Here is a 26,343-nt window from a genome sequence, read left to right on the forward strand (position 1 = left end):
CGCCGCACGCGTACGGGCCTCAGCTCCAGGCTGCTGCCCGAACCGCCCCGCGCAGCAGGGCCGGGCAGGTCCCGCTCGGGGCCGAACGGCCCATCGCCTCGGAGCCGACCGCGGTGCCAGCGTGGGACTTGCCGTTCCCAGGGCTCGGCTCCCGGGCTCCGGTGGCGTACTTGCGGAGGAGGAACCATGAACAACGAGACCCCCGCCCGACCGGAGCTCGGCGATGTCGTGGTGGGCGTCGACGGGTCGGCCTCCGCCCGTACCGCCGCGTTCTGGGCCGCCGCCGAAGCGGACCGCCGGGGACGTCCACTGTGCCTCGTGCACGCCGCCGGCACCGACGGGCGGGCGTACTGGACCGACGCGGAGACTCTCCAGGCGGTACGAGAAGCGGGCCGCGACCTGCTGACCGAGACCGCGCACGCCGTCCGGGAACGCTACCCGGAGCTTGCCGTCACCAAGGTGCTCAGCCGTCGCGATCCGGTCTCCGGCATCCAGGAGACCGCCGGCGAGCGCGGGACCATCGTGGTCGGCAACCGTGGGCTCGGAGGCTTCTCCGCCCTTCTGCTGGGCTCGGTCGGCCTCGGCGTGGCAGCCCGCGCCGACGTGTCCGTGATCGTCGTACGCGGGGAGAACGAGCGACCCCAGACCGGATCCGTGACCGCCGCCGTACTCGACGCCTCGGACCTCGACGTGTTGCTGCTCGCCGCTGCCGAAGCCGATGCCCACAAGGCGGCCCTGCACATCGTGAGCGTATGGAACGTGCTCACCCACGTCGGCCGCGTCACGACCATGCTCGACGACCTCGACGCGATCGCCCGGCAACGTGTGCACGACGTGAAGGCGCTCGCCGACACCGTCCGCGACGTGTATCCCGGGCTGTTTGTCGCCCACCACGTGGAGACCGGCACGAGCACCCCCGGCATCCTGATCGACGCGAGTGCCCGCACCGACCTGCTCGTGCTGGGCCGCGGCCGCCGCTCCCCGGTCCTCGGCCGGTCCCTGGGCCGTGTCGCGCACGCCCTCATCCATCACGCCCACTGCCCCGTCCAGATCGTCCCGGCCGCCTTCAGGACACGTGACGAGGGTCCATGACCGACGTGCAGGTGGGCGTCGGCCCCGGCGACTCCGTCCCGGCCTCGTCCGGGCCGCCGAGGTCTTCGGCGAGGGCTCCGTGATGGTCCCGCCGGCCGCACGCGCCGGGACGGACGGTACCTCCTCCAGGGCCGGTCGGTCCCGCCCCCGTACGGACCGACCGGCCCCGACGGGATGACCCTCCCGGCACTGGGGCGCGACGGGTGCCGGGCGGCACGGTGGGAGCACGGGTTGAAGCCCGGACCGCCGTTCGGACCCCCGGAGGAGTGAGCACGATGCAGCAGATCCGGATCAGCCGCCGTCCCCAGCAGCCGCGCCGTCCCGGCCCGCTCGACCTCCGGACCCCCTCCGGCCGCCCGCTCCCGTACTGACAGCGCAGGGGGAACCGCACTCCCGACCTTGATCCATCCGCAGGGCCCCTGCAGGCCCGCACACGAGGAGCACGACGATGACCGGACACAAGGTGGAACGCAGGCACAGCCTCTTCCCCGACTTCAACGACTGGTTCGAGCGTGAGTTCCCGGGGCTGCCCGGATGGCGTCCCGCCACCGCCGCGCACTCCATCCCGGTGGAGGTGTCCAGCGGGGACGGCGCGTACGTGCTGCGGGCCCAGCTGCCCGGGATGGACCCCGACGACTTCACCGTCACCGTCGACGACAACCTCATCACGGTGAGCGCCGAGCACAGCGAAAGCTCGGAGGACAAGGAGCACTCGGAGTTCCGGTACGGCTCCTTCCGCCGGACCGTACGCCTCCCCGAGACGATCCCCGCCGACGACGTCGACGCCACGTACAAGGACGGCATCCTCACCATCCGCGTACCGACGCCCGAGCGGAAGCCGGAGACCCGACGGACCGTACCCGTGCGGCGAGCGGGCGACACAGCAGGAGAAGAGCAGCCATGAACCCGACACGAGTCCTGGTCGCCTACGGCAGCAAGCACGGCGCGACCGCGGGCATCGCCGACGAGATCGGCAGGACGCTCCGGGCCGACGGCCTCGACGCGGTCGTCCTGCCGGCCGACACGGTCACCGACGTCAGCGGATACGACGGCGTCGTGCTCGGCGGCGCCCTGTACGCAGGGCGCTGGAACGGCAAGGCGAGCCGCTGTGCCCGCCGCAACGCCGATCAGCTCCGCGACCGCCCCCTGTGGCTGTTCAGCAGCGGCCCCGTCGACAGCTCCGCCGAGCAGAACGACATCCCGCCGGCGCCCGGCGTGGCCCGCCGCATGCAGAAACTCGGCGCACGGGAGCACGTCACCTTCGGCGGCGCCGTGACCGCCGAGACCCCCGGACGCATCGCGCGCGCCCTGGTCCGGCACGGCAAGGGCGGGGACTTCCGCAATCCGGCACGGATCCGGGAATGGGCGCACCACATCGGCAGCGAGCTCGGCAACACCCGCTGAGCGGCACCGCCCGGACAGCCGGCGGACTCGCGCATCCCGGAGGTGTGACATGAGCGACGAGACGGCGGGACGAGGAGCCACCGTGTCCGGAAGGGGACACGCCGTGCGGATTCCGGTCGTCCTCGTCTGCGTGACCGCCCTCGTCTGCGGCGCCGTGGCCGCGGTCGTACGGGGGAACGCCGGTGCCGACGCCTCCCGCGAACTGGCCGCCCACCGCCACCAGGTGCAGGCCACCACAACCGGGCGGGCCGTGGACCCGCCCGTCGCCTCACGGCAGGGAGGCCGGCCGCCGGCCGTGGCACCGGCGGTCTGGGAGTACCCCGACGACGTCCCCAGGTCCGGAACCGTCGACGTCCCGCGGCGGACGCCTCAGGGCCGTACCGTCACCATCTGGGTGGACGACCGTGGCAGCCCTGCCCGCCCGCCCGACGGCACCGACGACCTCGTGCTGACCGCGCTCGCGGGCGGCACCGCGGCTGCCGGAGCCGTGGCGGCGTCGGGTGCCGGCCTTCTCGCCATGGCCCGACGGCGCTCCGAAGGACGACGGCTCACAGCCTGGGAGCGGGAGTGGGAGCAGGTGGAGCCTCTCTGGTCCGGCAGGCTCCGACGCGGCACCGGCCTCGGGGGCGGCGATGAATGACCGCACGGGGCGAGACACCCTGGCCGACTCGCGGGCACGGGCGGCGGACGAGGTGCTTCCCTTCGACCCCAGCGAGCCCCTGCCCCGGCTGCAGCACGAACTGGCGACCGGAGCGGACGGTCTGTCCGCCCGCGAGGCCGCCCGGCGCCTCGCCGTCCACGGGCCCAACGAGGTGCGGCGCAAGGCGCGTTCCTCCCTCGCCCGGGAACTGACCGGACAACTGATCCATCCCCTCGCACTTCTGCTCTGGGCCGCCGCCGGGCTTGCCTTCGTCGCCGGCCTCGCGGTCCTCGGCTGGGCGATCCTCGCGGTCATCGCCGTCAACGCGGCCTTCGCCCTCCTCCAGGAGCGGCAGGCCGAGCGCGCGGTGGAGACCCTCGCCCGCTATCTGCCCGAGCACGCCCTCGTCGTACGTGACGGAGAACCCACCACCGTGGAGGCCCGTGACCTGGTGCCGGGGGACGTGATCGTCCTGGAGGAGGGCGACAAGGTTCCCGCTGACGCGCGCGTGACCGAGGGCGGGGTCGAAGTCGACCTGTCGATGCTCACCGGTGAGTCCGTCCCGGCCGAGCGGGTTGCCGCGGCCGGGCTTCTCGGAGCGCCGCTCCTCGACGAACCGAACCTCGTCTTCAGCGGGACGACCTGCGTCGAAGGCCAGGCCCGGGCCGTGGTCTTCGCCACGGGCCACCACACCGAGCTCGGCCGCATCGCCGCGCTCAGCCAGCGGACCCGGCGCGAGGCGAGCCCGCTGGAAAGGCAGGTCAAGAGGGTGGCCTGGCTCATCGCCGGCGTTGCCACCGGAATGGGCGCCCTGTTCCTCGTCGTCGGGGTGGCCGTCGGCCTTCCGCTGACCGACTCGCTGATGTTCGCCATCGGACTGCTCGTGGCCAACGTCCCGGAGGGACTGCTCCCGACCATCACGCTGGCCCTCGCCGTGGGCGTCCGCGCCCTGGCGCGGCGCGGTGCCCTGGTGAAACGGTTGAGCGCGGTGGAGACGCTCGGCTCGACGAGCGTCATCTGCACGGACAAGACGGGCACGCTCACCCGAAACAGAATGCGGCTGCGCGCCCTGTGGACCCCCGGCCACGGCGCCGAACCGGGCCCGTGGGCCCAGGAAACGGTGCGGACGGCCGCCCTGTGCACGACCGTCACCCGGGACGCCGACGGCGAACCGCACGGCGACCCGACCGAGGCGGCCCTCGTCGCCGGGGCCGCCGAGCGCGGTGTCCCCGTGGACCTCGCGGACCGGGACACGGGGCGGCTGGCACTGTTCCGCTTCGATCCCCGGCTGCGGCTCATGTCAGTGGTGCAGGACGGTCCGGAAACGGGCCGCGTACGGATCGTGGTGAAGGGAGCCCCCGAAGCGGTGCTGCCGCGGCTGCAGCCAGGGGCCGACGTGGGCCGCGCCCGTGCGGCGGCGGAGGAGCTGGCCGGGCGCGGCATGCGGGTGCTCGCCGTGGCCGTACGAGAACTGCCGCCGGGCGCGCGCCCGCCGACACGGCGCCAGGACGCCGAGTCGTCCCTGAACCTGCTGGGTCTCGTCGGTCTGTACGATCCGCCGCGCTCCGAGGTGGCCGCCGCCGTCCGGCGCTGCCACGAAGCCGGGGTACGCGTCCACGTCGTGACGGGTGACAACGGTGCCACGGCCGCCGCCGTCGCCCGGGAGGTCGGCATCGGCGAACCCCGGCTCCGGGTCGTCGCGGCCTCCGAGGGGCTGGACGACGAGGAGCTGGACCGGCTGCTGGTCGAGGGCGATGCGGAGATCGTCTTCGCCCGCTCCTCGCCCGAGACGAAACTCAAGGTGGCCGACACCCTGCGGGCTCACGGCCGGATCGTCGCCATGACCGGAGACGGAGTCAACGACGCTCCCGCACTTCACCGTGCCCACATCGGAGTGGCCATGGGACGTTCCGGCACCGACGTCGCCCGCGAAGCGGCCGCCATGGTCCTCACCGACGACGACTTCACCACCATCGTGACGGCGATCGAGTCCGGGCGTCGCGTCTACGACAACGTCCGCAAGTTCATCGTCTACATCTTCGCCCACGCCACCCCGGAAATCGTCCCCTTCCTCGTCTTCGCGCTGTCCGCAGGGGCGGTCCCGCTGCCGCTCACCGTGCTGCAGATCCTCGCCATCGACCTGGGAACCGAGACCCTGCCGGCCCTCGCCCTCGGCCGGGAACGCTCCGAACCCGGCGTCATGCAGCGACCACCGAGGCCGCCGCACCAGGGCGTGATCTCCCGGGACATGCTCGCCCGCAGCTGGGGCTACCTGGGGCTCACATCGGCGGTCCTCGTCATGGCCGGCTACTTCTACGTCCTGTGGCGCGCGGGCTGGCACCCGGGCGACCCGACCGAGGTCGGCAGCCCGCTCCATCACGCGTATGTCACGGCCACCACCGCCACGTTCGCCGGCATCGTCACCTGCCAGGTCGGCACCGCCTTCGCCGCCCGAACCGACCACGCGGCGCTGCGCGACGTCGGCGTCCTCTCCAATCCGCTGCTCCTCGCGGGCATCGTCTTCGAGCTCGCCTTCACCGCCGCCCTCGTGTACGCGCCCCCGCTCCAGCACCTCTTCGGCACCGCCTCCCTCCCCCTGGACGTCGTCCTGCTCATCCTGACCTTCCCCGTCCTGGTGTGGGGCACGGACGAGCTGCGTCGCGCCGGGCGGCGCCGTCAGAGGCGATTGCCGTCAGCGTCGGCCTCACGCTCCGTGCCGCCCTGGTCGAGCCGGAACGGCGGGTAGACGTCCGTCATGAGGCTCGCGTACGCGGCGACGCGCAGGACCCAGCGGTTCAGCCCGATGACCAGGGCGAACAGATCCCGCGGATAACGTTCCGTGAAGGCCAGGGCGAAGGCCGCGATCAGAGCGAGCAGGCTGATCAGCCCACCGGTCCACCAGCCGGCGCGCAGCCCGCCGGTGAAGAAGGCGATCACCAGGTAGTGGGGGATTGCCAGCAGCCACCACTTGACCAGGACGAGTGAGCGCGACAGCCGCTCCGGGTAGGCGATGTCGAGCCGGGCCGGGTAGTCGGGCTCGGGACCCAGACTGAACGGTGGGTAGCGGTCGGTGCCGAGGGCGCCGTACGAGTAGTACGACACGCGCCAGGACCAGCGGAGCACGCCGAGGTTGAAGTCGAAAAGGCCCCGCGGAAAGCGCTCGGTGAAGAGGATCGCGAAGAACGCGATCACGGTCACGACGAGGAAGGCGATCCACAGGAAGAACAGCACGATCCAGTGCGGGATCACCAGGATCCACTTGACCAGCCACAGCCAGCGGGACAGCGGGGCGTCGAGCCGTCCCGTGACCGTGACCGGCGGGTACGGGGCTGTCGGGTTCTCCATGGGGGTCACTTCCTCACCGCATCGTCGTCTTCGCCGGCCCACGATCCCGGGTGCGACCTGCGCCCCCCCTTCAGGATCACCGCCATCGACGTTCGGGGGCGACCGGGAGGGCCCGTCCGAAGCCATGAGGGCCGGTCGGCCCCTGTTCCGGTCCGCTCGGCTCATGCCTCCTGCCCAGCGGCGGTGCGACTGTCGAGGTGGGCAACGAGTCATCGGCCCGTGCCGGAAGGAGGCGGAGATGAAGAGCCTGGACGGACAGGTCGCCCTGGTCACGGGAGGAGCCCGTGGCATCGGCGAGGCAGTGGTGCACGCCTTCGTGGAGGAAGGGGCCTCGGTCGTCCTCACCGACGTGCTGGACAGGGAGGGCCGGGCCCTCGGGGAGGCGATGGGTGCGGCGGCCCGGTTCTGCGTGGCCGATGTGACGAGCGAGGCCGACTGGGCCGCCGCTGTCGCCGAGGCCGAGCAACGATTCGGCCCCGTCTCGCTTCTCGTCAACAACGCGGCAATCGTCGAGTTCGGGTCGATCGAGGCAACGGACCCGCGGACCTTCCGGCATGTTCTCGACGTCAATCTCCTCGGGCCGTGGTTGGGAATGCGGGCCGTGGCACCGTCGATGCGCCGGGCGGGGAGCGGAGTGATCCTCAACGTGTCGTCGACGGCGGGCCTGATGGGCTACGCCGGACTCGGAGCGTACGTCGCCAGCAAGTGGGGGCTGCGGGGGCTGACGAAGGCCGCCGCGCTGGACCTGGCTGCCGACGGCATCCGGGTCTGCTCCATCCATCCCGGTCCGATCAGCACGCCCATGACCGCCGGCATGGACGACACGATCACCGCGGACCAGCCCATCCCGCGTTTCGGCACGCCAGAGGAAGTGGCCCGGATGGCGGTGTTCCTGGCTGCCGAGGCGACCTACTCCACGGGTTCCGAGTTCGTGGTCGACGGTGGTGCCACGACCGGCAGCATGATGCTCGCGGCATCGGAGGAATGAGCGCAGGTGCCGAGCGGCACGGGCCCGGCGCCGGGCAGCCCGGGCCCTGTTGTGCCACCCGATGAGCCGCCGCCGCGCCTCGGCGGACGGCGGCGCATGTCGTCGGGCGTGGGCACGATGGTGTCGTACCCGTACGCCAACGTGCCCGCCAGGGAGCTGGTGGGCCGAAAGGCCCACCGGGCCCGTGGTGGACGCAGCGTCGACACCCAGCGCTGGTTCGCGATGTCGGCCGCCGGCCCACACACCGAGCATTGACCCCGGCCCCGCTCACTGCCGGGCCGGGCGCGGCTGTCTCGGGAAGAAGGCGCCGTGACGAACAACAACGAGGACTACGGTCTGTACGCGATCGCACTCGCCGTCGCCTTCGTCGGCGCGCCGGCTCCGCCTGGCTGAGGGCCTGGGGCGAAGAGGTTCCCCACGGGATGGACGGGATGGACGGGATGGACGGGATGGACCACGGTGACGCCTCGTCCATGCCCGGCGTCATGAACGACCAAGAGATGGACGACATGCGGGGCGCTTCCGGCAAGGCCTTCGACACGATGTTCTTGACGCAGATGATCAGGCATCACGAAGGCGCGGTCGCCATGGCCGAGACCGAGAAGAAGGCACGCGCATCCCCAGTGCCCGGCCACCGATTCCATCGCCGGATGAACGCCCGGGAGGCCTGCCTCCGACGTGCCGCAGGCGGGCGCGTGGGCATACTGGACATCTGGGAGGCGAACGGAGTCCCCGGGAGCAACCCACGTCGCGAGTCCCGAGCCACCAGCCCGCGAGCCGGAGCCGCACCCCCTGATGAAAGGGAGGGCGCAGCATGATCCGTCCCGTGACCGTCGGTGTGGACGGGACGTCCGAGTGTGTCGCAGCGGCCGCATGGGCCGCGCAGGAAGCGGTGCTCCGCGGGGCGTCCCTGCGTGTCGTCTACGCGGATCCGTGGCCGGACGGGGCGGCGGTACGGCACGTCGCCCCCGAAGCGCGGCGCCTCTGGGCCCAGAACCTGTTGGCCGCCACCGTGGAGACAGCACGGCGAGAGCACCCCTCGCTGGAGATCGAGACCCGGAATCTGTCCGGTCGGCCTGCCGAGCTCCTCGCCGAGAACGCGGCCGACGCGGGTCTTCTCGTCCTCGGCTCGCGGGGGCTGAGCGGGGTCAGGGGATTCCTGCTCGGGTCGGTCGGCATGGCGACGCTCCACGCGACGGAGCGGCCGGTCGTGTTCGTACGGGCACCCGTCCGGCCGGACGCGCCCGAGCAGACCGCGCACTCCTCGTCGTCGCAGACTGTCGTCGTCGGTGTGGACATCGACCAGAACTTCGTCCCGCTCGTGGACTTCGCCTGCCGAGAGGCCGCGGTGCGGGGCGGTCGCGTGCTCGCACTGTACGGATGGAGGCTTCCGCCCGTGGTCCGCGACGCCCCGGCACTGCTGGCCGCCGAGCGGGAGATGGGCCCGGACATGGGGCGGCGTCTCACGGAGGCCCTGGAGCCGTGGCGGCAGAAGTTCCCTTCGGTGGAACTCGCGGAGCGATCCCGCGTCGGTGGCCCCGCCCACCTGCTGTTGAACCTCGCCGAGGACGCGGGTCTGGTGGTGGTCGGCCGACGGGTCCGCAGGGCGTCTCTCGGCACGCACATCGGGTCCGTCACCCACGCGGTCATGCACCACTGCGCCGTGCCCGTGGCCGTCATCGCTCATGACTGACGAGGTCTTCGTGCCGCTCGCGCTCCACCTCGCGTGTCGAAGGCCGCACCGCGGGGCAATGGTGGGGATCCTGGATCCATGAACACTGCGGTGGCGGTGCTGAGCGCTCTGCTGTCCGCCGTGTGCTTCGGTGTCGGGTCGGTGCTCCAACATCAGGCGGCGCGACAGGCATCCGCACGCAAGGCGCTGCACCTCCGGCTTCTGACCGACCTGGCCCGTCGGCCGATGTGGGTGGCGGGGACGGTGCTGTCCATCTCCTCGTTCGCGTTCCTGGCCCTCGCGCTGGCCTTCGGGCCGTTGGTTCTGGTGCTCCCGCTGGCGGCGATGGATCTTCTGTTCGCCTTGCCGCTGCTGGCCTGGCGCCGCAGGGAGCCGCTGACCCGCGTCGAGGCGGCGGGGATGGTCTGCACGGCGGGGGGAGTGGCCGTATTCCTGACGGTCCTCCCTCACTCTCCCGCGAGCTCCGTCGCGACGTGGCGTGACTGGGCACCGTCGTTCGCGGCCCTCGCCGGCGCTGTGTTCCTGCTGGCACCGCTGGGAGCGAGCCGGCCAGGGCGGGTGCGGACGGCCTCGTACGCCGTCTGCGCGGCGCTGATGCTGGCTCTTCTGGACGGCCTGACCAAGAGCACGGCCGGCCGGTTCAGGGCGGACGGCCTCGAAGCGCTCGTCCACTGGGAGCCGTACGCCCTGATGGCCGTCGGAGTGACGAGTCTCGTCCTGTCACAGAGCGCCTTTCAGGCGGGCTCCCTGGCCATCGCTCTGCCCGTCATCGACACCCTCGAACCGATCGGTGCCGTGGCCATCGGGGTAGCCGTCTTCGGGGAACAGCTCGCCCTCACGGCCTGGGCGCTGACGATACAGATGACGGCAGCGGCGGCGGCCGTGACCGGCATCGTGCTGCTGGGGCGGTCACCGTTGGCAGCGGAATGACGCTGCTGCTCTCGGTCGTGGCCGTCAGATCCGCGACGCTGCGGTGCCTCTTCGCCCGTCGCCCTACCGTGTGCGTTCCTCGATCCCACGGCGTACAGACGCGGTCAGGGCCGTCAGCGGGGACGACACCGCGGGCCGGGGCGGCACGGGGTCCCGGATGCGTCTGGCCTCGTCCGGAAGGTTCGCGAGGTCGGCCTCGAAGCGGGCGCGGGCGGCAGTCAGGTCGTCGGGCGGCTCCGTCCGCCGCCCGTCGCGCATCACGGTCCGCAGCAGCGGCTGCGCACCAGCGGGCGGTTCCTCGTCCGCGAGGCCGATGACGTCACGGAGACCGGGGCCTCGGAAGACCTGCTTCCGGCCGGGGGCCGACACCTTCGCGGAGGAGAGCTTCATGACGGGGCGGTCGTCGTACTCGACCAGCTTGTACGCGGTGTCCAGATACGGGGCGTCGGCGGCCGTGCCGACCTTCGTCCCCACGGCGAACACGTCGATCGGTGCCCCGTCGCGTACGAGCCGGTCGACGCCGTACTCGTCCAGACCGCCGCTCGCGATGATACGAACGGCCCCCAGCCCCGCGCCGTCGAGGGCCGTACGGGCCCGGCGAGCGAGCGCGCCCAGGTCCCCGCTGTCCAGACGGATCCCGCACCCCGGGCCGAGCCCGAGGTCTTGGAACACGCGGGCCGCGGTGGCGACACCGCGGTCGGTGTCGTAGGTGTCGACCAGGAAGGTCACCGGGCCGGGATGGGCGCGTGCGAAAACCCGGAACGCCTGTTCCTCGGAGGCGAAGGTCTCGACGTACGAATGGGCCATCGTCCCGGCGGCGGGGATGCCGTACCGGTACGCTGCGGCGACGTTGCTGGTGCCGGCGAAGCCGACGAGCGCGCACAGGCGTGCCGCCTGCATGCCCGCCTCCGGCCCGTGCGTGCGGCGCAGGGAGAAGTCCACGAGCGGCCGTCCGGCGGCGGCGAGGACGCACCGGGCCGCTTTGGAGGCGACGGCCGTCTGATGGCACAGGAGGGACAGCAGGTACGTCTCCACCAGCTGTGCCTGCGGCAGCGGCGCCGTGACCTCCACGAGTGGCTCGCCGGCGAAGACGAGGCGTCCTTCGGGCACGGCGCGGACCTGCCCGTCGAAGGACAGCCCGTGCAGTGGGTCCAGGTCCTCCACCGGACGCTTCAGCGCCTCGGCGAACTCCTCGACGTCCGTGCGGCCCACCCGGAAGCGTGAGAGGTAGTCCAGGGCCGGTTCGAGCCCCGCGGCGACGAGGAACCCCCGGCCCGGCGGAAGGGCCCTGACGAAGAGGTCGAAGGTGGCCGGTGCCCGCATGTCCTCCCGCAGGTACGAGAGCGCCATCGTGACCTCGTACAGATCGGTGGCCGTCACCTCGGACATGGCTACGTCCTTTCCCCGGCGGTGAGCTCGCAGCGGACGTCCACCACTCCTTCGACGGCCCGGGCCAGGCGTTCGGCGAGGGGTGCGAGCGAGATGTCGCGGACCTGTCCGGACAGGGACACGACGCCCGCGTCGACACGGACGTCGACGTGGGGTCCGGACAGCGGGAACAGGTGCTCGACGACGTCGCGGCGGACCTCGGCGGCAAGGTCGTCGTCGGGGCGGAGGAAGACCTTGAGGAGGTCGGACCGGCTGACGATCCCCTGGATCGTGCCGCCGGAGTCGACGACCGGCAGGCGCTTCACCCGGTGGGTCGCCATGAGGCGCGCGGCCTGCGGCAGGGACGCCTCGGGCGCGATGGTGAGGGCGGGCGAGGTCATCAGGTCCCCGGCGCGGTGCGAGCCGGCCTTGGCCGTGGCGTCGAGCCGGCGCAGTTGTTCGACGAGTCCCAGGCGGTGGTCGTGGAACTCCTCCTTGAGCAGAAGGTCCGCCTCCGAGACCACACCCACGACACGGCCTTCGCCCTCGACGACCGGGACGGCGGTCACCTTCCACCGCTGCATCGTGGCGACGATCTCCTTGAAATTCGCACCGGGCAGGACCGCGACGACCTTCTTGGTCATCACGTCGGCGACGGTGAAGGGCTGGGTGGTCATGGCTCTCTCCTCACCGGGCGTAGGCCAGGGGTTGCGTGCCTCGTTCAGGAGCGTCCGCGTGGTGGTCATGGTGTCCTCCAGTCCCCTCCTCACAGACTCCCGCGCGGCGTGCGGTCCCCGGCAGGGCCGCGCAGGGCACACCACAGGTCCGATGGGCCCCGGTCAGCGGACCAGGACGGCCTCTCCGGACCGGGGTACGACGGCCGTCCAGCCCAGCTCGCGGTCGATCCGGTCGCGCAGCGCCTCGGAGGCGGCCGGTTCGCCGTGCACGAGGTACGTGGTGTGCGGCGGAGGAGCGCCGCGCAGCCAGTCGACGATCTGAGCCGCGTCGGCATGCGCGGAGAAGTGCGGCACGTCGGCCACCTCGGCCCGTACGGGCACGTACTCGCCGAACATCTTCAGGACCCCCGCCCCGTCCACCAGGTCCCGCGCCCGAGTTCCGGCCGCGGCGAAGCCCACCACGACCACCGCGTTGCGCGGGTCGGGCAGCAGACGGTGCAGGTGGTGCAGGACCCGGCCTCCGGTGGCCATGCCGGCCGACGAGACGATGACGGCGGGGCCGTGCGTGCTGTTGATGTCGATGGACTCCTGGACCGTGCGGGCGGCGAGGAACGGCGCCGGGCTGAGCGCGGCCTCGCCCCGGTCCAGGATCTCCGGCCGCAGCTCGGGGGACCGCTCCCGTACGGCGTCCCGGTACACGTCCAGCGCCGCCAGGGCCATGGGGCTGTCCACGTACACCGGCACCGACCGGGGCAGCACACCCGTCTCGCGCAGCCGGGCGAGTTCGTGCAGAACGACCTCTGTCCGGTCGATCGCGAAGGCGGGGATCACCACGGTCCCGCCGCGCGCGACGGTCCGTGCGACGACATCGGCGAAGGCGGACCGTCCCGACTCCTGGTCGTGGCGCCGGTCCCCGTACGTCGACTCCATGAGGAGCACGTCGGCACCCGAGAACGGTTCCGGCGGCCGCAGGAGAGCGTGCCCGGGGCGCCCCAGGTCACCCGAGACGGCCAGGGTGTGACCGTCCTCCAGCGTCAGGCGGACCCAGGCCGAACCGAGGATGTGCCCGCCGTGGTGGAGGGCCAGCCGGGTGCCGGCCGTGATCTCCACGTCCTCGCCGACCGGGACCGGGTCGAGGAAGGCCAGCGTCTTGTCGACGTCGGAGTCGTCGTACAGCGGCTTCGCCGGGCGGTGCTTCGACCAGCCGTGCTCGTTGGCGTGCCGGGCTGCCTCCATCTGGAGCCGGGCGCTGTCGCGCAGCACGATCCCGGCGAGCCGGGCGCTGGGGGCGCTGGTGAGGATCGGCCCCCGGAAGCCCTGCCGGACGAGGCGCGGCAGATAGCCGCAGTGGTCCAGGTGGGCGTGGGTGACGACCACGGCGTCGATGTCGGCGGCATCACGCGCGAACCGGTCCCAGTTGCGTCGGCGCAGGTTCGCGAAACCCTGGAAGACACCGCAGTCCAGGAGGATGCGCGCATGGTCGCTCTCCACGAGGAACTTGCTGCCCGTGACCGTCCCCACCCCGCCCAGGAAGCTGAGCAGGGCCGGTCGCGGACCGGTGGCGCGAGCGGTGGGAGCCGGGATCGGGTCTGCCTCGGTCATGGCTGTCCTCCTTCGGAGTGTGCCCGCGTCCACCGTCGCACCCGGACGGCCTCGGGCCGGAGGGCCCGACCGGCCCTCACCTTGGGCCGGTCGGCACATGCGTCGGCATGACGTGACGGCCGAACCTTGACGGGGAGGACATCCGAACGCGTGACAGGAAGTGGGTGGGCGCCATGAAGGCAGCCGTCTTCCAGGGCCCGGGCCGGATCGCCTGGCGGGACGTTCCCGACCCGGCGGTCAAGGACCCGGGGGACGCGATCGTGCGCGTCGACGTCGTCACGATCTGCGGCACGGACCTGCACATCCTCAAGGGAGACGTGCCGGAGGTGACGCCCGGCCGGGTGCTCGGTCACGAGGCCGTCGGCACGGTGGTCGAGACCGGAAGGGACGTCCGTACGGTACGGCCCGGGGACCGCGTCCTGATCTCCTGCATCTCCGCCTGCGGCCGCTGCCGCTTCTGCCGCGAGGGCCGCTACGGTCAGTGCCGTGGTGGCGGAGGGTGGGTCCTCGGCCACCTCGTCGACGGCACGCAGGCCGAGTACGTCCGCGTACCGTTCGCCGACCTGTCGGTCCACCCGCTGCCGAGCGCGGTCGACAGCTTCGACGCGGTGCTGCTCGCCGACATCTTCCCCACCTCCTACGAGGTGGGCGTCCTGAACGGCCGCGTCCAGCCCGCCGACACGGTCGTCGTGGTCGGCGCGGGCCCCATCGGCCTCGCCGCTATCGCCACCGCACGGCTCTACAGCCCCGGACGGATCATCGCCGTCGACCTCGCCCAGTCGCGGCTCGCGGCGGCGCGCATCCTCGGCGCCGACGCCACCGTGACGGCCGACGAAGGTCCGGAACAGCTCGTCGAGGATCTGACCGACGGCCTCGGAGCCGACGTCGCCATGGAGGCCGTGGGGGTGCCCGAGGCCTTTGAGATGTGCACGCGGATGGTCCGGCCCGGCGGGCGGATCGCCAACATCGGGGTGCACGGGAAGCCCGCGGTCCTGCACCTCGAAGACCTGTGGATCAAGGACGTCACGATCACCACCGGCCTCGTGGACACCTCGTCGACCCCCATGCTGCTGCGCATGATGGCGGCCGGCCGGCTGCCTGCGGCCGAGCTCGTCACCCACCGCTTCGAGCTCGGGCAGATGGAGGAGGCGTACGACGTCTTCGCCCGCGCCGGCGACACCGGTGCCCTGAAGGTCGCCCTCGGCGGGCCGCAGCACACCGCCGTGCAGGTCACCGAGTCCCCGGACGCCGGATGAGCGGCCCGCCCCCGGGCTCCGTGGCGCCGCGCGGTGTTGTCCTCGACACCGACGGGGTGCTGCTCGACTCCGCTGCCGTCCACGCCGCGGCGTGGAAGACCGCGTTCGACGCCTGCCTCGCGGAACTGGCTCCCGACGACAGAAGCCGGCCGGGCACGCCCTCGTTCGACACAAGGCCGTTCGACGCGGACGTCGAGTACCGGCGGTTCGTCGACGGCAGGTCACGCCACGATGGCGCCGAGGCGTTTCTGACGGCCCGCGGCATTCGCCTGCCCCCGGGCGAGCCCGGCGACCCACCCGGGAGCGGCACCGTCTGGGCGGTCGCGGCCCGCAAGGAAGCGGCGTTCCGGGACGCCCTGGCCTCCGAACCGGTCACCGCCTTCGACGACGCGGCGGTGGCGCTTGAGGCCCTTCGCCTTCGCGGCGTGCCGTGCGCCGCCGTGTCGGCGTCGCGCCACGCCCGGGCGCTGCTCGCCGCCGCCGGTCTGGACACGCTCCTCGCCGCCGTCGTGGACGGCGAGGACGCCGCCCTGCTGGGCCTCGCCGGGAAGCCCGACCCGGCACTCTTCCTGCACGCGGCCGGTCTCCTCGGCCTCCGGCCGGCCGCCGCCGCGGTGGTCGAGGACGCCGTCGCCGGAGTCCGCGCGGCCCGCCGGGGCGGCTTCGGCGTCGTCGTCGGTGTCGACCGCACCCCTGACGGGCACGGCGCCTCCCTTCTGGACGAGGAGGGTGCCGACCTGGTCGTACCCGATCTCACGACGCTGGTCCGTAGGGTGTGGGGGGAAGACGGGTGACCGCCAACCGCTCCTGGACGTACGACCGCTACGAGCCGGACCGCGAACGGCTCGTCGAGTCCCTCTGCACGCTCGGAAACGGCCGCTTCGCCACCCGTGGCTCCGCCCCCGAGTGCTCCGCCGGTCCCGTCCACTACCCCGGCACCTATCTGGCCGGCTGCTACGACCGGCGCGCCTCGCTCGTCGCGGGCAGGCGCGTCGAGAACGAGGATCTCGTCAACCTGCCCAACTGGACGCTGCTGCGCTACCGCTGCCTCCCGGACGACGGGCCGCCCGGTGACTGGCTGACACCCGACTCCGACGACCTGCGCCACAGCGACGTGCACCTCGACCTCCGTGGGGGCGTGCTGAACCGCCACCTGTTCTACCGGGACGCCCGGGGCCGTGGCCTGCGCGTCGGCCACATCCGGATCGTGCACATGGGAGACGCCGGGCTCGCGGCCCAGTACACGTTGTTCCGTGCCTACGGCTGGAGCGGTGCCGTGGAGGTCGAATCCGTCCTCGACGGAGCGGTCGTCAACGCCGGCGTCGAGCGCTACCGGCACCTGGAGGGCCGTCACCTCACGGACCGGCGGAGCGGCTTCGAGTCCGGCGGGGTGGCCTGGCTGACCTGCCGTACGGAGGACCCCGGCAGGCGGATCGCGATGGCCGTCCGCACGGTCACCCGCCCCGTCCGCCCCGCACGGGAGAACGCCAGCAGGACCGGCACCGTCCAGACCTACCGTCTGCCGGTCCGTCCCGGCCGCTCGGTGACCGTCGTGAAGACGCTGGCCCTGCGCACCTCGGTGGACCGGCCCACCGGCGACCCCCTGGTGGCGGCCTGCGACGCCGCCGCCCGCGCTCCGGCCTTCCCCCGACTGGTCACTACCCACCGAGCGGCCTGGCAACGACTCTGGGAACAGGGCGAGCTGCACGTGCCCGGGGAAGCCGGGGACATCCTGCGCCTGCACCTTTTCCACCTGCTGCAGACGCTCTCCCCGCACACGGCGGAACTCGACGTCGGAGTCCCCGCCCGGGGCCTGCACGGCGAGGCGTACCGCGGTCACGTCTTCTGGGACGAGCTGTTCGTCCTGCCCTACCTCAGCCTCCACTTCCCCGAGGTGGCCCGGGCCCTGCTCATGTACCGGCACCGCCGGCTGCCGGCCGCCCGCGGGGCGGCGCGCAGGGCCGGCGGCGTCGGGGCGATGTATCCGTGGCAGAGCGCGAGCTCCGGTCGGGAGGAGACCCAGGAGGTGCACCTCAATCCGCGCTCCGGCCGCTGGCTGCCCGACTTCTCACGGCTGCAACGCCATGTGAACTCGGCCATCGCGTTCAACGTGTGGCGGTACGCGCAGACCACGGGCGACCGGGGGTTCCTGCATGCCGCCGGTGCCGAGACGCTCCTGGAGATCGCCCGCAACTGGGCGGGATCCGCCACGTACGACCCCGCCCTCGGGCGCTACCGGATCCGCGGGGTCGTGGGCCCCGACGAGTACCACGACGCCTATCCCGACGCCTCGATGCCCGGCATCGACGACAACGCCTACACCAATGCGACCGCTGCCTGGGTGCTCGCCCGGGGGCTCGATGTCCTGGGCGAACTGCCCGAGGGCCGCCGCGCGGAACTGTCCGAACAGCTGGCGCTGGACGACGAGGAACTCTCTCGCTGGGAGGACGTCTCCCGCCGCCTGTACGTTCCGTTCCACCGCGGCCTGGTGAGCCAGTTCGAGGGATACGGGGATCTGGCGGAGCTCGACTGGGAGGCGTACCGGGCCCGTTACGGCGACATCCGCAGACTCGACCGGATCCTGGAGGCCGAGGGCGACACCGTCAACCGCTACCAGGCGTCCAAGCAGGCCGACACCCTCATGCTCGGCTACCTCTTCCGGCCCGAGGAGCTGTACGCGTTGTTCGCCCGGCTCGGCTACCCGCTGGACGACGAGATCTGGCGCGCCACCGTCGCGTACCACCTCAGCCGCACCAGCCACGGCTCGACGCTCAGCAGTCTGGTCCACGGCTGGATCCTGGCCCGGCAGCAGGGCACCGACGCCTGGCGCCACTGCCAGGAGGCGCTGCTCGCCGACGTGGCCGACGTCCAGGGCGGAACGACGGGGGAGGGCATCCACCTCGGAGCGATGGCCGGGACGATCGACCTCGTCGAACGCGGGATCACCGGAATGGAAGCCGGACCGGGCGAGCTGCGCGTGGCCCCGGTGGCGCTGGCGGAGCTCCCTCGGTTCGCCTTCACGCTCTGCGTCCAGGGCCATCGAGGAGTGCGGGTGCGCGTGCTGCCCGGGCGGCTGGCCGTCCGCGTACCGGCGTCGCCCGGCAGCCCGCTCACCGTCGTCCTCCCCGGAGAGCGGCGCGTCGCCGTCGCACCGGGGGAGGAGCGCTGGTTCCGTCTGTGACGGGGCCGGGTTCTCGCGACGCTGCTCAGCCGAAGGTGAGCACCGACGGAGTTCAGTCGAAGGTGAGGACGTCCGAGGCGGGCCGGCGTGGGGTGGCCCGGCCGCGGGGCCCGTATCCCAGGCGGATCATCATCTGGACGTGGCCCGCGGTGGACCCGGGATCCCGCGCCACGGAACGAAGTTCGGGCCACTCCAGCGGCTGGGACATGAGGGAGGCCGACAACCCGTCGAGGGTGGCCCGCAGCAGTACCCTGTGCATCGCCTTGCCGGCCCTCAGCCACTCCACCGGGGTGTCTTCGACCGTATCCAGCAAGGCGATCTGGGGACTCTTCTCGAAGGGAACCGACTCGCGCCCCGGGACCCGCCGGTGGGAGTCGAAGTCCCGGACCGGGGAGGTGACGTCGTACTGGCGCGGGCCGAAGGCGTACGACGGGATGCCCTCGGTCCCGGCACCCTCATCGGCCGCACTCGTGCGCGTCCACGCGGCGATCTCGTCCCGTACGGACGCGTCGGCGGACTCGAACCGCTCGGACTCGTGGACGAGGTCGAGGACGGTGTCGGTGTGCCAGGCGCCCGGAACGACAAGACGGCAGCCCTCCAGGAACGCGGCTGCCCGGAGTCCGTCGAGAATCTCGGCGGGGATCCGTTCGTCACTGAACGGGAAGCGGCTCGTGTGCCGCTCGTGCAGCGCCGGCCGGAGTGCGGCCAGTTCCTCGTCGTGCTCGTCGGCGGCTCCGGACGGGAGCACGTCGGCCAGGTGCCAGGGGTCGTCGGGATCGGGCAGCAGCCGGACGGTGGCGTGCAGGCCGTGGTGGGCGGCGGCGACGCGCAGACCGAACAGGGCGGCGCCACAGCCGATATGAAGACCGCGGTGGTCGGGGTCCTCCCGCGGCATCGCGCGCGAGGGGTCGCCGTGCAGCTCGATGGTGCCGGTACCGGTCCGGTGGACGAACCTCCACGGCTGGGCGTTGTGCATCGACGGGGCGGTGACGGCGTCTTCGATCAGCGACGTCACCAGCGGTCGGGTCAGAGCGGTGAGGGACACGGTTCGTCCTGTCTGTGTGGGTCACCATGTGATCGGGTGTGCGCTGCGCGCGGGGAACGCGGGGCCCGACGCCTCCTCGTCGAAGGCGAGTCGGTCCACCACGGCGACGACGCCGTCCACCCGTTCGGTGAGGCCGACGAGCGTCCGCGCCTGGCCCTGTCGCCGGACCCGGCCGTGGAGCGTCACCACGCCGTCGAGCACGTGCACGTCGACATCGACGTCGTCGGCGCTCAGGCCCATGACATCCGCCAGAACGTCCTCCTGCACACGGCGTCGTATCTCGGCGTCCGGGCGGAGGAAGACGCGGAGCAGGTCGCGGCGGGTCACGATCCCCACCAGCCGTTCCTCGTCGTCGACGACGGGAAGGCGCTCCACGCCACGGCGGACCATCAGCCGGCCCGCATCGGCGACCGTCTCCTCGGCGTGGACCGTGACGGCGGGCGCGGACATGAGGCCCCGCGCGGTCAGCTCCCGGTGCGCCAGCAGATCGGACTCGGAGACCACACCGACGACGCGGTCGTCCTCGTCGAGGACGGGCACCCCGCTGATGTCGTGCTCGGCGAGCAGCTTGGCCACGTCCCTGAACGGTGTCGTGGGTACGACGGAGACGACGCTGTCGGTCATCAGGGCACCGACCTTCAGGTGCTTCATCGCCGGGCCTCCTGTTCGAGCGTCTCGGGCGTCCAGCGGTGGTTGGCGTGCTTCTCCCACCGTCGGCCGCGCGACGGCGACCTGCGAGGGCCGAACGGTCCAGCGTCGGGCCCGACCGGACCCGACGGCGCGAACGGGACCTTCGGCCCTGCCCTTGCCCCCAGCGGCCCTCCGGCTGCCGGGGCAGCGGATGCCACGGTGAGAGCAGTCCCGAACGGAGTCCGCGGACCGGAGTCCCCCGGACCGGAGTCCCCCGGACCGGAGAAGGAGGAGCCATGGACGGAACCCCTGACCGTCCCGGGCTCGGCAGGGTCGTCGTCGGAGTGGACGGATCGTCTTCCGCCCGGACCGCTGCCCTGTGGGCCGCGAACGAGGCGACGCTGCGGGGCAGCGGACTCTGCCTCGTCCATGCGACGGACACCGACGCCGCCGCCCGGATCCTGTCCCCGGCGGAGATCGTCCGGATCGGACGAGCCGGTAAGGAGGTGCTCGACCGGACCGCCGAGGTGGTCGCGGCGCGCCACCCCGACCTCGTGGTCGTCACGGAAGTCAGTGCTGCCCCACCCGAGGAGGGGCTGCGGCGGGCAGCCGCTCTGAGCGGAACGATCGTCGTCGGGCACCGGGGCCGTGGTGGATTCTCCTCCCTCCTGCTCGGCTCCGTCGGACTCGGGGTCGCGGCCGGCGCCACCACACCGGTGGTCGTGGTGCGCGGTGCCGCCGAACCTGTGGAAGCCGGTGCCGTTCTCGCGGCGATCAGGGACGAGACCGACGTGGGTTGTGCCAGGGCCGCAGCCCACGAGGCGCTGCTGCGCAAGGTCCCGCTCCGGCTGCTGCACGTATGGGCCACGGTTTCGTACGACGCCGTACGGACCGCTCTGCGCGAGGGCACGGCCGTCGCGGCCGCCGAACACGCGCGTGCCTCGGAGGCCGTCGCCGCCCGGCTCCGGGCGGAGTTCCCGGAGCTGACCGTGGATGCCGAGGGCGAGCGCAGCCAGAGCGTCGCCGGAGCACTCGTCGAGGCGTCACGGCAGGCCGACCTCGTGGTCGTCGGCGGCCGTAGGGCACCGGGACGTCTCGGACCGACGCTCGGCCGGACCACGCTCGGCCTGCTGCGGCACGCCCACTGCCCGGTGGAACTGATCCCCCGGCACGGATTCGGACACGGGAGCACAACATGACCGGCACCACGGAACGCCGCGACATCGTCGTGGGCGTCGACCCCGTCAGGGACGGGAAGCTCGCGCTGGCCTGGGCGGCCGACGAGGCCCGCCGGCGCCGCCGCGCCCTCCGCCTCGTGGTCGTCGTCCCGCCGCTGCACGACACCCAGCACGTCGACGACAGCCCTCGCCACCAGGCACAGACGCAGAGCGCCAAGGAGACTCTGCGCTCAGCGGTCGACTGGGCACGCGCCCGGCAGCCGGGCCTGGACGTCACCCCCGCGCTGTTCGAGGGATTTCCGGCGCGGGTCCTGGCAGGACTCTCGCGGGAAGCCGCGATGGTCGTGCTGGGCTCCCGGCACCTCAGCCGCACAGAAGAGTTCCTGAGCGCCGGCTCGCTGGTCGTACCGGTCACCGCACAGGCGCGGTGCCCCGTCGTCGTCGTGGGCGACGCCGAGCACAGCACCCAGGACCCGCCGTACCTCGTCGTCGGCGTCGACGGCAGCGAGTCCTCCCGGGCCGCCGTCGCCCTCGCCTTCGAAGAGGCGGACCTCCGCGGATGCGCGCTGCGCGCCGTCGCCGTCTGGCAGCCGCCTGTCTTCACCCTTCGGACGGGGGACGCCCTGTTCCGCGCCGAGCGCCGGCTGCTCTCGGAGACGACCGCCGGATGGGCGGAGAAGTACCCCGACGTGCGCCTCACCCACGAGGTCCTCATCGGCTCGCCCGTCGAGGTGCTCGCGGACGCCGCCGACCACGCCCTCGCCGTCGTCGTCGGCCGTCGCGGACGGGGCGGGTACATGGGGATGCGCGTCGGCTCCGTCGTCCACGGCCTGCTGCACCGGGCCCGGTGCCCCGTCATCACCGTTCCCGCCGAGTGAGCCCGCCATGACGACCACCGCACCGGTGCCGGTCGACGCGGCCGCCGGCCTCACCGAGGCGGAGGCCGCCCGCCGGCTCGCTGCCACGGGACCCAACCGGGTGGCCGCGACGAAGCCCGTACGACTCCCCACCAGAATCCTGGCCCAGCTGCGCGACCCGCTGATCATGGTGCTGCTCGGGGCCGTCGTGCTCACCCTGGCGATCGGTGACCACCCCGACGCGATCGTCATCGCGGTCGTCGTGGTCGTGAACACGACCGTCGGCGTCGCCCAGGAGATCCGGGCCGACAACGCCGTCGCAGCCCTCTCGGCACTGAGCGCACCCCACGCGCGCGTCAGGCGCGACGGTGCCGTCCGAGATGCGCCGGCCGCGGAGATCGTCCCCGGCGACGTGCTCCTCCTCGGTGAGGGCGACATCGTCGCCGCCGACGCCGAGCTCGTCGAGGCGTCCGCCCTTCTCCTGGACGAGTCCATGCTCACCGGGGAGTCGGTGCCCGTGGACAAGGACACGGGGCACACGCTCGGCGCGGGTACGGTCGTGGCGCGCGGCAGAGGTGTGGCCGTCGTGACGGCGACCGGTGCCTCCAGCGCTCTCGGCCGCATCGCGGCCCTCCTCGACGACCACCGCGAGCCGACCCCGCTGCAGCGCCGCCTCGCTGCTCTCGGCCGCGTCCTGGCCGCCGTGACGCTCGCCCTGTGCGTGCTGGTCTTCGCCCTCGGCCTGGTCCGCGGGCTGCCGCTCGGCACGATGGCGGTCACGGCCATCAGCCTGGCCGTGGCCGCCGTCCCCGAATCCCTGCCGGCCGTCGTCACGCTGGCCCTCGCCCTGGGTGCCAGGCGCATGGTCGCCCGGCACGCCCTGGTGCGGCGGCTGCCGGCGGTGGAGACGCTCGGCTCGGTGTCCGTCCTCGCCACCGACAAGACCGGAACCCTCACCGAGGGCCGCATGGTCGTCCAGTACGTCTGGACGCCGAGCACAAGCGCGGAACTCAAGGGCGTCGGCTACGAACCCGAAGGCGAGGTTCTCGTCGACGGGAGGCGGGCGGATGCGGACGCGCTCGCACCCGTGCGGGCACTGCTGACGATCACGGCCCTGTGCAACGACGCCGCCCTGCGGCCACCGGACGCAGACGCATCCGACGGCCGCTGGACAGCACTCGGCGACCCGATGGAAGCCGCCCTGCTCGCGGCCGCCGCCAAGTCCGGGTGCCCGGGCCGGGACGAGCTCGTGGCCACCCGGCCCCGTATAGGGGAGGCCCCCTTCGACAGCCTCCGCAAGCGCATGACCACGCTGCACGCGGCCGAAGAAGGCAACGTCACCGTCTGCCTCAAGGGCGCCCCCGAAGCCGTACTCGACCGCGCGGTGCTCGTGGACCCTCCGGACATGCTGGACCGGGCCCGGCAGCGGGCGGCCGACCTGGCGGAGCGCGGTTACCGGGTCCTCGCCGTGGCCTCCGGCGTACGGGACGACGTGCCGGCCCCGGTCGACGCGGCGGAATCGGGACTCGCACTGCTCGGGCTCGTCGCGCTGAGTGACCCGCCCAAGCCGCACGCCGCCGCCACCCTCGCCGCCTGCCGGGCCGCCGGGATCACCCCCGTGCTCATCACGGGCGACCACCCGGCGACGGCACGGGCGGTGGCGGCCGGCGTCGCGCTTCTCGGAGACACAGGCGGAGCCGGGAGCGAAGACACCGGCGGGCGCGTCGTCACAGGCCCGGACGTGGCCGCGGGCCGGGTCCCCGACCTCACCTCCGTGAGGGTCTTCGCCCGCACGGACCCCCAGCAGAAGGTGGACATCGTCGAGGCGTGGCGTGCCGGGGGAGCGGTGACCGCCATGACCGGCGACGGGGTCAACGACGGCCCGGCCCTCCACCGCGCCGACATCGGCGTCGCGATGGGCGCCCGGGGCACGGAGGTCGCGCGGCAGGCGGCGGACCTCGTCCTCACGGACGACGAGCTCTCGACGGTCGTCGCCGCCGTCGAAGAAGGCCGGCGCGTCTACGACAACATCCGCCGCTTCCTGGTCTACGGGATGGCCGGTGGCGCGGCCGAGATCCTCGTCATGCTGCTCGGCCCCCTGCTCGGTCTTCCCCTTCCCCTGCGGGCCGGCCAGATCCTGTGGATCAACCTCCTCACGCACGGCCTCACCGGTGTCGCCATGGGCGCCGAACCGGCGGCCCCCGGGACGATGCGACGACCGCCACGACCGCCGGACCAGCACGTCCTCGGCGGAGGCGCCTGGCAGCGGCTGCTCCTCCTGGCCGCCGTCGTCACGACCGCCACGCTGGGCGCGGGCCTTGCCGCCCGGGCGCTGGACCTGGCCTGGCAGAGCGTCCTCTTCCTCGCCCTGCTCGCCGCCCAGCTCGGCGTCGTGCTGGGACTGCGGGCCCGGCTCCTGACCCGCGAGAACCCCTTCCTCCCGCTCTCGGTCCTCGCCTCCGCCCTCCTGGCCGCTGCCGCGCTGTACGTGCCGTTCCTGAGGACGGTCCTGGAGACCGAACCGCTCGGCTGGGCGGGCGTCGGCCTCGCCGCCGTCTGCGCGCCGACCGGATTCCTCGCGGCACGGCTCGTCCGGACGGCGTTCCGGCGGACGAGGCCGGCAGGAAAGGCCGGCACATCGGGACTACGGTGAGATCAGGCGTACCGGGACTTGACAGGTGCGCCTGACGCGACCGGAGGTTTCGATGGGCCGGGAGGGCACCGAGTCGGCGGACGCACGACTGCCGCGGCTGAGGCTGGACGAGCTGCTCGACGAGCTCCAGGTCCGTATCGACGAGGTGCGGGGCACCAGGGACCGGCTCAACGGGCTGCTCGAAGCCGTCATGTCCGTGGGCCGCGAGCTCGACCTGCCGCAGGTGCTGCGTGGCATCGTCGAGGCGGCCGTGACGCTCGTGGACGCCGAGTACGGTGCCCTCGGCGTGATCGGCGACGACCAGAAGCTCGCCGAGTTCCTTCCCATCGGAATCGACGACGACGTGAGGGAGCGGATCGGCGCGCTGCCGTCCGGACACGGCATCCTGGGCGAGCTGATCCGCCACCCTGAACCATTGCGCCTGTCCGAGCTTTCCGAACACCCTGCCTCGTACGGCTTCCCGGCCCACCACCCGCCGATGCACGCTTTCCTGGGCGTGCCGATCCGTGTGCGGGACGAGGTCTTCGGCAATCTGTACTTGACCGAGAAGCGGGGAGGGGCCGACTTCGACGCCGAGGACGAGGCCGTCGTCACGACCCTGGCCGTCGCCGCCGGCATCGCGATCGAGAACGCCCGGCTGTACGAGGAGGGACGCCTGCGCCAGCGCTGGCTGGTCGCGAGTTCCGACTTCACCAGCGCCCTGCTGTCCGGCGCCGCCGAGACCGAGGTGCTCGGCGGGATGCTCGAGCGAGCCGTCGACATCGCCGGCGCCGACATCGGGGTCTTCTACCTCGTCGGATCGGGGGGCGAGCTACGGGGCTCGCTGGCCTGCGGCGAAGGCGCGGAGGCTCACCGGGACGTCGTGCTGCCCAGCAGCGAAGGAACCCTGGCCGCCGCGGCCCTGACCCGGGACGGGCTGATCAGCGTGGTCGATGTGGAGAACGACCCCCGCATCACCACGCAGCCCGAACGCTGGAAGGGCTTCGGCCCCGCGGTGGCCGTCACGGTCGGCACCAAGGAACGGCTGAGCGGTGTCCTGATCCTGGCCCGGCGCCGTGGGCGCACCGCCTTCACGGGTCCCGAGATCAGTGCCCTGCCCGGCTACGCGGGGCAGGCCGCACTGGCCCTGGAACTCGCCGACCGGCGCCGCGACGCCGAGCAGGTGAGCCTCTTGGAGGACCGCGACCGGATCGCCCGCGACCTGCACGACCTGGCCATCCAGCGCCTCTTCGCCACCGGCATGACCCTGCAGAGCGCCCGGCGGTTCGTCGAGCACCCGCAGGCTGCCGACCGGATCGGCCGGGCGATCGACGATCTCGACGCCACCATCAAGATCATTCGATCGACCATCTTCGGTCTCAGGGAACACGAGGCCTCCGGAACGGCGCCCAAGCTCAGGAGCCGCGTCGTGAAGGCGGTGGATGCGGCCGCCGCCACACTGGGGTTCGCACCCGCGCTACGGATGGAGGGCCTGCTCGACACCGACGTGCCGGCCGAGGCGGCCGAGGAGGTGGTCGCGGTGATAGGCGAGGCCCTCACCAACGTCGCCCGCCACGCGCGCGCACGTCACGCGGAGGTGGCGGTCGTCGCCGGGGACAGCATCCTTACGGTGACGGTGAGTGACGACGGGGGCGGGATACGGCCGGGCGGTGCCCGCAGCGGTCTGCGCAACCTGACGGAGCGCGCCGAGCGTCTGGGGGGCGACCTGTCGGTCCGCGCCCGACCGGGCGCGGCGGGCGGCACCCTGCTCGAATGGCGCATCCCGCTGCCCCCGGACGAGGAGTGAGGGACCCTCCTTCCCCCG

General features: G+C 72.7%; 23 protein-coding genes. 17 read left to right on the forward strand and 6 right to left on the reverse strand.

All coding sequences use genetic code 11. The annotated features are described in order from the left end of the window. Positions 1 to 186 precede the first annotated feature (186 nt). The 5 genes from ACWDVG_RS05255 to ACWDVG_RS05275 all read left to right on the forward strand — a co-directional run bounded on the left by ACWDVG_RS05255 (position 187) and on the right by ACWDVG_RS05275 (position 5,882). Positions 187 to 1,092 carry a universal stress protein gene (locus ACWDVG_RS05255; protein ID WP_451696372.1) on the forward strand — a complete coding sequence of 302 codons (906 nt, stop codon included), beginning with the start codon at positions 187 to 189 and terminating at the stop codon, positions 1,090 to 1,092. Between the two features lie 448 nt (positions 1,093 to 1,540). Beyond that, positions 1,541 to 1,996, forward strand: a complete 456-nt coding sequence (locus ACWDVG_RS05260; protein WP_451696374.1) for an Hsp20/alpha crystallin family protein — start codon at positions 1,541 to 1,543, stop codon at positions 1,994 to 1,996. Further along, positions 1,993 to 2,496 carry a flavodoxin domain-containing protein gene (locus tag ACWDVG_RS05265; protein WP_451696376.1) on the forward strand — a complete coding sequence of 168 codons (504 nt, stop codon included), beginning with the start codon at positions 1,993 to 1,995 and terminating at the stop codon, positions 2,494 to 2,496. The genes ACWDVG_RS05260 and ACWDVG_RS05265 overlap by 4 nt, the downstream gene beginning before the upstream one ends. Positions 2,497 to 2,545: 49 nt before the next feature. Continuing rightward, positions 2,546 to 3,136 (forward strand): Rv1733c family protein, encoded by a 591-nt coding sequence (locus ACWDVG_RS05270; RefSeq protein WP_451696378.1) that lies wholly within the window; start codon positions 2,546 to 2,548, stop codon positions 3,134 to 3,136. After that, the gene (locus ACWDVG_RS05275; protein WP_451696380.1) at positions 3,129 to 5,882 is read left to right on the forward strand and encodes a cation-translocating P-type ATPase; all 2,754 of its coding nucleotides are present in this window, start codon (positions 3,129 to 3,131) and stop codon (positions 5,880 to 5,882) included. Before ACWDVG_RS05270 ends, ACWDVG_RS05275 begins: the two co-directional genes overlap by 8 nt. Here the strand turns inward: ACWDVG_RS05275 and ACWDVG_RS05280 are convergent. Next, the gene (locus ACWDVG_RS05280) at positions 5,813 to 6,481 is read right to left on the reverse strand and encodes a DUF4389 domain-containing protein (RefSeq protein ID WP_451696382.1); all 669 of its coding nucleotides are present in this window, start codon (positions 6,479 to 6,481) and stop codon (positions 5,813 to 5,815) included. The two genes, ACWDVG_RS05275 and ACWDVG_RS05280, sit on opposite strands and share 70 nt — an antisense overlap. 238 nt (positions 6,482 to 6,719) lie before the next feature. Here ACWDVG_RS05280 and ACWDVG_RS05285 point away from each other — a divergent pair, with 238 nt between their 5' ends. From ACWDVG_RS05285 to ACWDVG_RS05305, 5 genes are all read left to right on the forward strand, one after another. Then, positions 6,720 to 7,469, forward strand: a complete 750-nt coding sequence (locus ACWDVG_RS05285) for an SDR family NAD(P)-dependent oxidoreductase (RefSeq protein ID WP_451696384.1) — start codon at positions 6,720 to 6,722, stop codon at positions 7,467 to 7,469. A 96-nt stretch (positions 7,470 to 7,565) separates the two neighbouring features. Next, complete coding sequence (locus ACWDVG_RS05290) at positions 7,566 to 7,724, forward strand: hypothetical protein (protein ID WP_451696386.1); 159 nt, start codon at positions 7,566 to 7,568, stop codon at positions 7,722 to 7,724. Beyond that, positions 7,721 to 8,287, forward strand: coding sequence for a DUF305 domain-containing protein (locus ACWDVG_RS05295; RefSeq protein ID WP_451696388.1), 567 nt, complete (start codon positions 7,721 to 7,723; stop codon positions 8,285 to 8,287). The genes ACWDVG_RS05290 and ACWDVG_RS05295 overlap by 4 nt, the downstream gene beginning before the upstream one ends. Then, positions 8,284 to 9,162, forward strand: a complete 879-nt coding sequence (locus tag ACWDVG_RS05300; RefSeq protein WP_451696390.1) for a universal stress protein — start codon at positions 8,284 to 8,286, stop codon at positions 9,160 to 9,162. Before ACWDVG_RS05295 ends, ACWDVG_RS05300 begins: the two co-directional genes overlap by 4 nt. Positions 9,163 to 9,240: 78 nt before the next feature. Next, positions 9,241 to 10,092 (forward strand): DMT family transporter, encoded by an 852-nt coding sequence (locus ACWDVG_RS05305; RefSeq protein ID WP_451696392.1) that lies wholly within the window; start codon positions 9,241 to 9,243, stop codon positions 10,090 to 10,092. Positions 10,093 to 10,155: 63 nt separating this feature from the next. On the opposite strand, the gene ACWDVG_RS05310 is transcribed toward ACWDVG_RS05305, so the two are convergent. The 3 genes from ACWDVG_RS05310 to ACWDVG_RS05320 all read right to left on the reverse strand — a co-directional run bounded on the left by ACWDVG_RS05310 (position 10,156) and on the right by ACWDVG_RS05320 (position 13,739). Beyond that, the gene (locus ACWDVG_RS05310) at positions 10,156 to 11,481 is read right to left on the reverse strand and encodes a nicotinate phosphoribosyltransferase (RefSeq protein WP_451696394.1); all 1,326 of its coding nucleotides are present in this window, start codon (positions 11,479 to 11,481) and stop codon (positions 10,156 to 10,158) included. A 2-nt stretch (positions 11,482 to 11,483) separates the two neighbouring features. Beyond that, the gene (locus tag ACWDVG_RS05315; protein ID WP_451696396.1) at positions 11,484 to 12,137 is read right to left on the reverse strand and encodes a CBS domain-containing protein; all 654 of its coding nucleotides are present in this window, start codon (positions 12,135 to 12,137) and stop codon (positions 11,484 to 11,486) included. A 162-nt stretch (positions 12,138 to 12,299) separates the two neighbouring features. After that, positions 12,300 to 13,739 (reverse strand): MBL fold metallo-hydrolase RNA specificity domain-containing protein, encoded by a 1,440-nt coding sequence (locus ACWDVG_RS05320; protein ID WP_451696398.1) that lies wholly within the window; start codon positions 13,737 to 13,739, stop codon positions 12,300 to 12,302. 173 nt (positions 13,740 to 13,912) lie between these two features. Between ACWDVG_RS05320 and ACWDVG_RS05325 the strand changes: the two genes are divergently transcribed. From ACWDVG_RS05325 to ACWDVG_RS05335, 3 genes are read left to right on the forward strand one after another with little or no spacing between them, the layout of a single operon-like run. Further along, positions 13,913 to 14,995 (forward strand): zinc-dependent alcohol dehydrogenase family protein, encoded by a 1,083-nt coding sequence (locus ACWDVG_RS05325; protein ID WP_451696400.1) that lies wholly within the window; start codon positions 13,913 to 13,915, stop codon positions 14,993 to 14,995. Beyond that, positions 14,992 to 15,789, forward strand: a complete 798-nt coding sequence (locus ACWDVG_RS05330) for an HAD family hydrolase (RefSeq protein WP_451696402.1) — start codon at positions 14,992 to 14,994, stop codon at positions 15,787 to 15,789. Before ACWDVG_RS05325 ends, ACWDVG_RS05330 begins: the two co-directional genes overlap by 4 nt. After that, positions 15,786 to 18,176, forward strand: coding sequence for a glycoside hydrolase family 65 protein (locus ACWDVG_RS05335; RefSeq protein WP_451696404.1), 2,391 nt, complete (start codon positions 15,786 to 15,788; stop codon positions 18,174 to 18,176). Before ACWDVG_RS05330 ends, ACWDVG_RS05335 begins: the two co-directional genes overlap by 4 nt. Positions 18,177 to 18,228: 52 nt before the next feature. Here ACWDVG_RS05335 and ACWDVG_RS05340 read toward each other — a convergent pair whose 3' ends face one another. Together ACWDVG_RS05340 and ACWDVG_RS05345 are read right to left on the reverse strand one after the other, a co-directional pair. Then, on the reverse strand, positions 18,229 to 19,221 hold the full coding sequence (locus ACWDVG_RS05340) for an Acg family FMN-binding oxidoreductase (protein ID WP_451696406.1): 993 nt from the start codon (positions 19,219 to 19,221) through the stop codon (positions 18,229 to 18,231). A 21-nt stretch (positions 19,222 to 19,242) separates the two neighbouring features. Next, positions 19,243 to 19,872: a CBS domain-containing protein gene (locus ACWDVG_RS05345; RefSeq protein ID WP_451696408.1), complete on the reverse strand. Its 630-nt coding sequence runs from the start codon at positions 19,870 to 19,872 to the stop codon at positions 19,243 to 19,245. Positions 19,873 to 20,147: 275 nt separating this feature from the next. On the opposite strand from ACWDVG_RS05345, the gene ACWDVG_RS05350 reads away from it, so the two are divergent. From ACWDVG_RS05350 to ACWDVG_RS05365, 4 genes are read left to right on the forward strand one after another with little or no spacing between them, the layout of a single operon-like run. Further along, a complete protein-coding gene (locus ACWDVG_RS05350) occupies positions 20,148 to 21,050 on the forward strand; it encodes a universal stress protein (RefSeq protein WP_451696410.1) in 903 nt (300 codons plus the stop codon). Beyond that, positions 21,047 to 21,907 (forward strand): universal stress protein, encoded by an 861-nt coding sequence (locus ACWDVG_RS05355; protein WP_451696412.1) that lies wholly within the window; start codon positions 21,047 to 21,049, stop codon positions 21,905 to 21,907. Before ACWDVG_RS05350 ends, ACWDVG_RS05355 begins: the two co-directional genes overlap by 4 nt. A gap of 7 nt (positions 21,908 to 21,914) precedes the next feature. Further along, positions 21,915 to 24,539 carry a cation-translocating P-type ATPase gene (locus ACWDVG_RS05360; RefSeq protein WP_451696414.1) on the forward strand — a complete coding sequence of 875 codons (2,625 nt, stop codon included), beginning with the start codon at positions 21,915 to 21,917 and terminating at the stop codon, positions 24,537 to 24,539. A 52-nt stretch (positions 24,540 to 24,591) separates the two neighbouring features. Then, a complete protein-coding gene (locus ACWDVG_RS05365; RefSeq protein WP_451696416.1) occupies positions 24,592 to 26,325 on the forward strand; it encodes a GAF domain-containing protein in 1,734 nt (577 codons plus the stop codon). Positions 26,326 to 26,343 lie beyond the last annotated feature (18 nt).

The organism is Streptomyces sp. NPDC003327 (assembly GCF_053589515.1).

What these genes read in the sequence shown, in the direction of transcription:
- ACWDVG_RS05255 (WP_451696372.1), top strand. Translation starts at nt 187, where the DNA reads ATGAACAACGAGACCCCCGCCCGACCGGAGCTCGGCGATGTCGTGGTG.
- ACWDVG_RS05260 (WP_451696374.1), top strand. Translation starts at nt 1,541, where the DNA reads ATGACCGGACACAAGGTGGAACGCAGGCACAGCCTCTTCCCCGACTTC.
- ACWDVG_RS05265 (WP_451696376.1), top strand. Translation starts at nt 1,993, where the DNA reads ATGAACCCGACACGAGTCCTGGTCGCCTACGGCAGCAAGCACGGCGCG.
- ACWDVG_RS05270 (WP_451696378.1), top strand. Translation starts at nt 2,546, where the DNA reads ATGAGCGACGAGACGGCGGGACGAGGAGCCACCGTGTCCGGAAGGGGA.
- ACWDVG_RS05275 (WP_451696380.1), top strand. Translation starts at nt 3,129, where the DNA reads ATGAATGACCGCACGGGGCGAGACACCCTGGCCGACTCGCGGGCACGG.
- ACWDVG_RS05280 (WP_451696382.1), bottom strand. Translation starts at nt 6,481, where the DNA reads ATGGAGAACCCGACAGCCCCGTACCCGCCGGTCACGGTCACGGGACGG.
- ACWDVG_RS05285 (WP_451696384.1), top strand. Translation starts at nt 6,720, where the DNA reads ATGAAGAGCCTGGACGGACAGGTCGCCCTGGTCACGGGAGGAGCCCGT.
- ACWDVG_RS05290 (WP_451696386.1), top strand. Translation starts at nt 7,566, where the DNA reads ATGTCGTCGGGCGTGGGCACGATGGTGTCGTACCCGTACGCCAACGTG.
- ACWDVG_RS05300 (WP_451696390.1), top strand. Translation starts at nt 8,284, where the DNA reads ATGATCCGTCCCGTGACCGTCGGTGTGGACGGGACGTCCGAGTGTGTC.
- ACWDVG_RS05305 (WP_451696392.1), top strand. Translation starts at nt 9,241, where the DNA reads ATGAACACTGCGGTGGCGGTGCTGAGCGCTCTGCTGTCCGCCGTGTGC.
- ACWDVG_RS05310 (WP_451696394.1), bottom strand. Translation starts at nt 11,481, where the DNA reads ATGTCCGAGGTGACGGCCACCGATCTGTACGAGGTCACGATGGCGCTC.
- ACWDVG_RS05315 (WP_451696396.1), bottom strand. Translation starts at nt 12,137, where the DNA reads ATGACCACCCAGCCCTTCACCGTCGCCGACGTGATGACCAAGAAGGTC.
- ACWDVG_RS05320 (WP_451696398.1), bottom strand. Translation starts at nt 13,739, where the DNA reads ATGACCGAGGCAGACCCGATCCCGGCTCCCACCGCTCGCGCCACCGGT.
- ACWDVG_RS05325 (WP_451696400.1), top strand. Translation starts at nt 13,913, where the DNA reads ATGAAGGCAGCCGTCTTCCAGGGCCCGGGCCGGATCGCCTGGCGGGAC.
- ACWDVG_RS05330 (WP_451696402.1), top strand. Translation starts at nt 14,992, where the DNA reads ATGAGCGGCCCGCCCCCGGGCTCCGTGGCGCCGCGCGGTGTTGTCCTC.
- ACWDVG_RS05345 (WP_451696408.1), bottom strand. Translation starts at nt 19,872, where the DNA reads ATGAAGCACCTGAAGGTCGGTGCCCTGATGACCGACAGCGTCGTCTCC.
- ACWDVG_RS05350 (WP_451696410.1), top strand. Translation starts at nt 20,148, where the DNA reads ATGGACGGAACCCCTGACCGTCCCGGGCTCGGCAGGGTCGTCGTCGGA.
- ACWDVG_RS05355 (WP_451696412.1), top strand. Translation starts at nt 21,047, where the DNA reads ATGACCGGCACCACGGAACGCCGCGACATCGTCGTGGGCGTCGACCCC.
- ACWDVG_RS05360 (WP_451696414.1), top strand. Translation starts at nt 21,915, where the DNA reads ATGACGACCACCGCACCGGTGCCGGTCGACGCGGCCGCCGGCCTCACC.
- ACWDVG_RS05365 (WP_451696416.1), top strand. Translation starts at nt 24,592, where the DNA reads ATGGGCCGGGAGGGCACCGAGTCGGCGGACGCACGACTGCCGCGGCTG.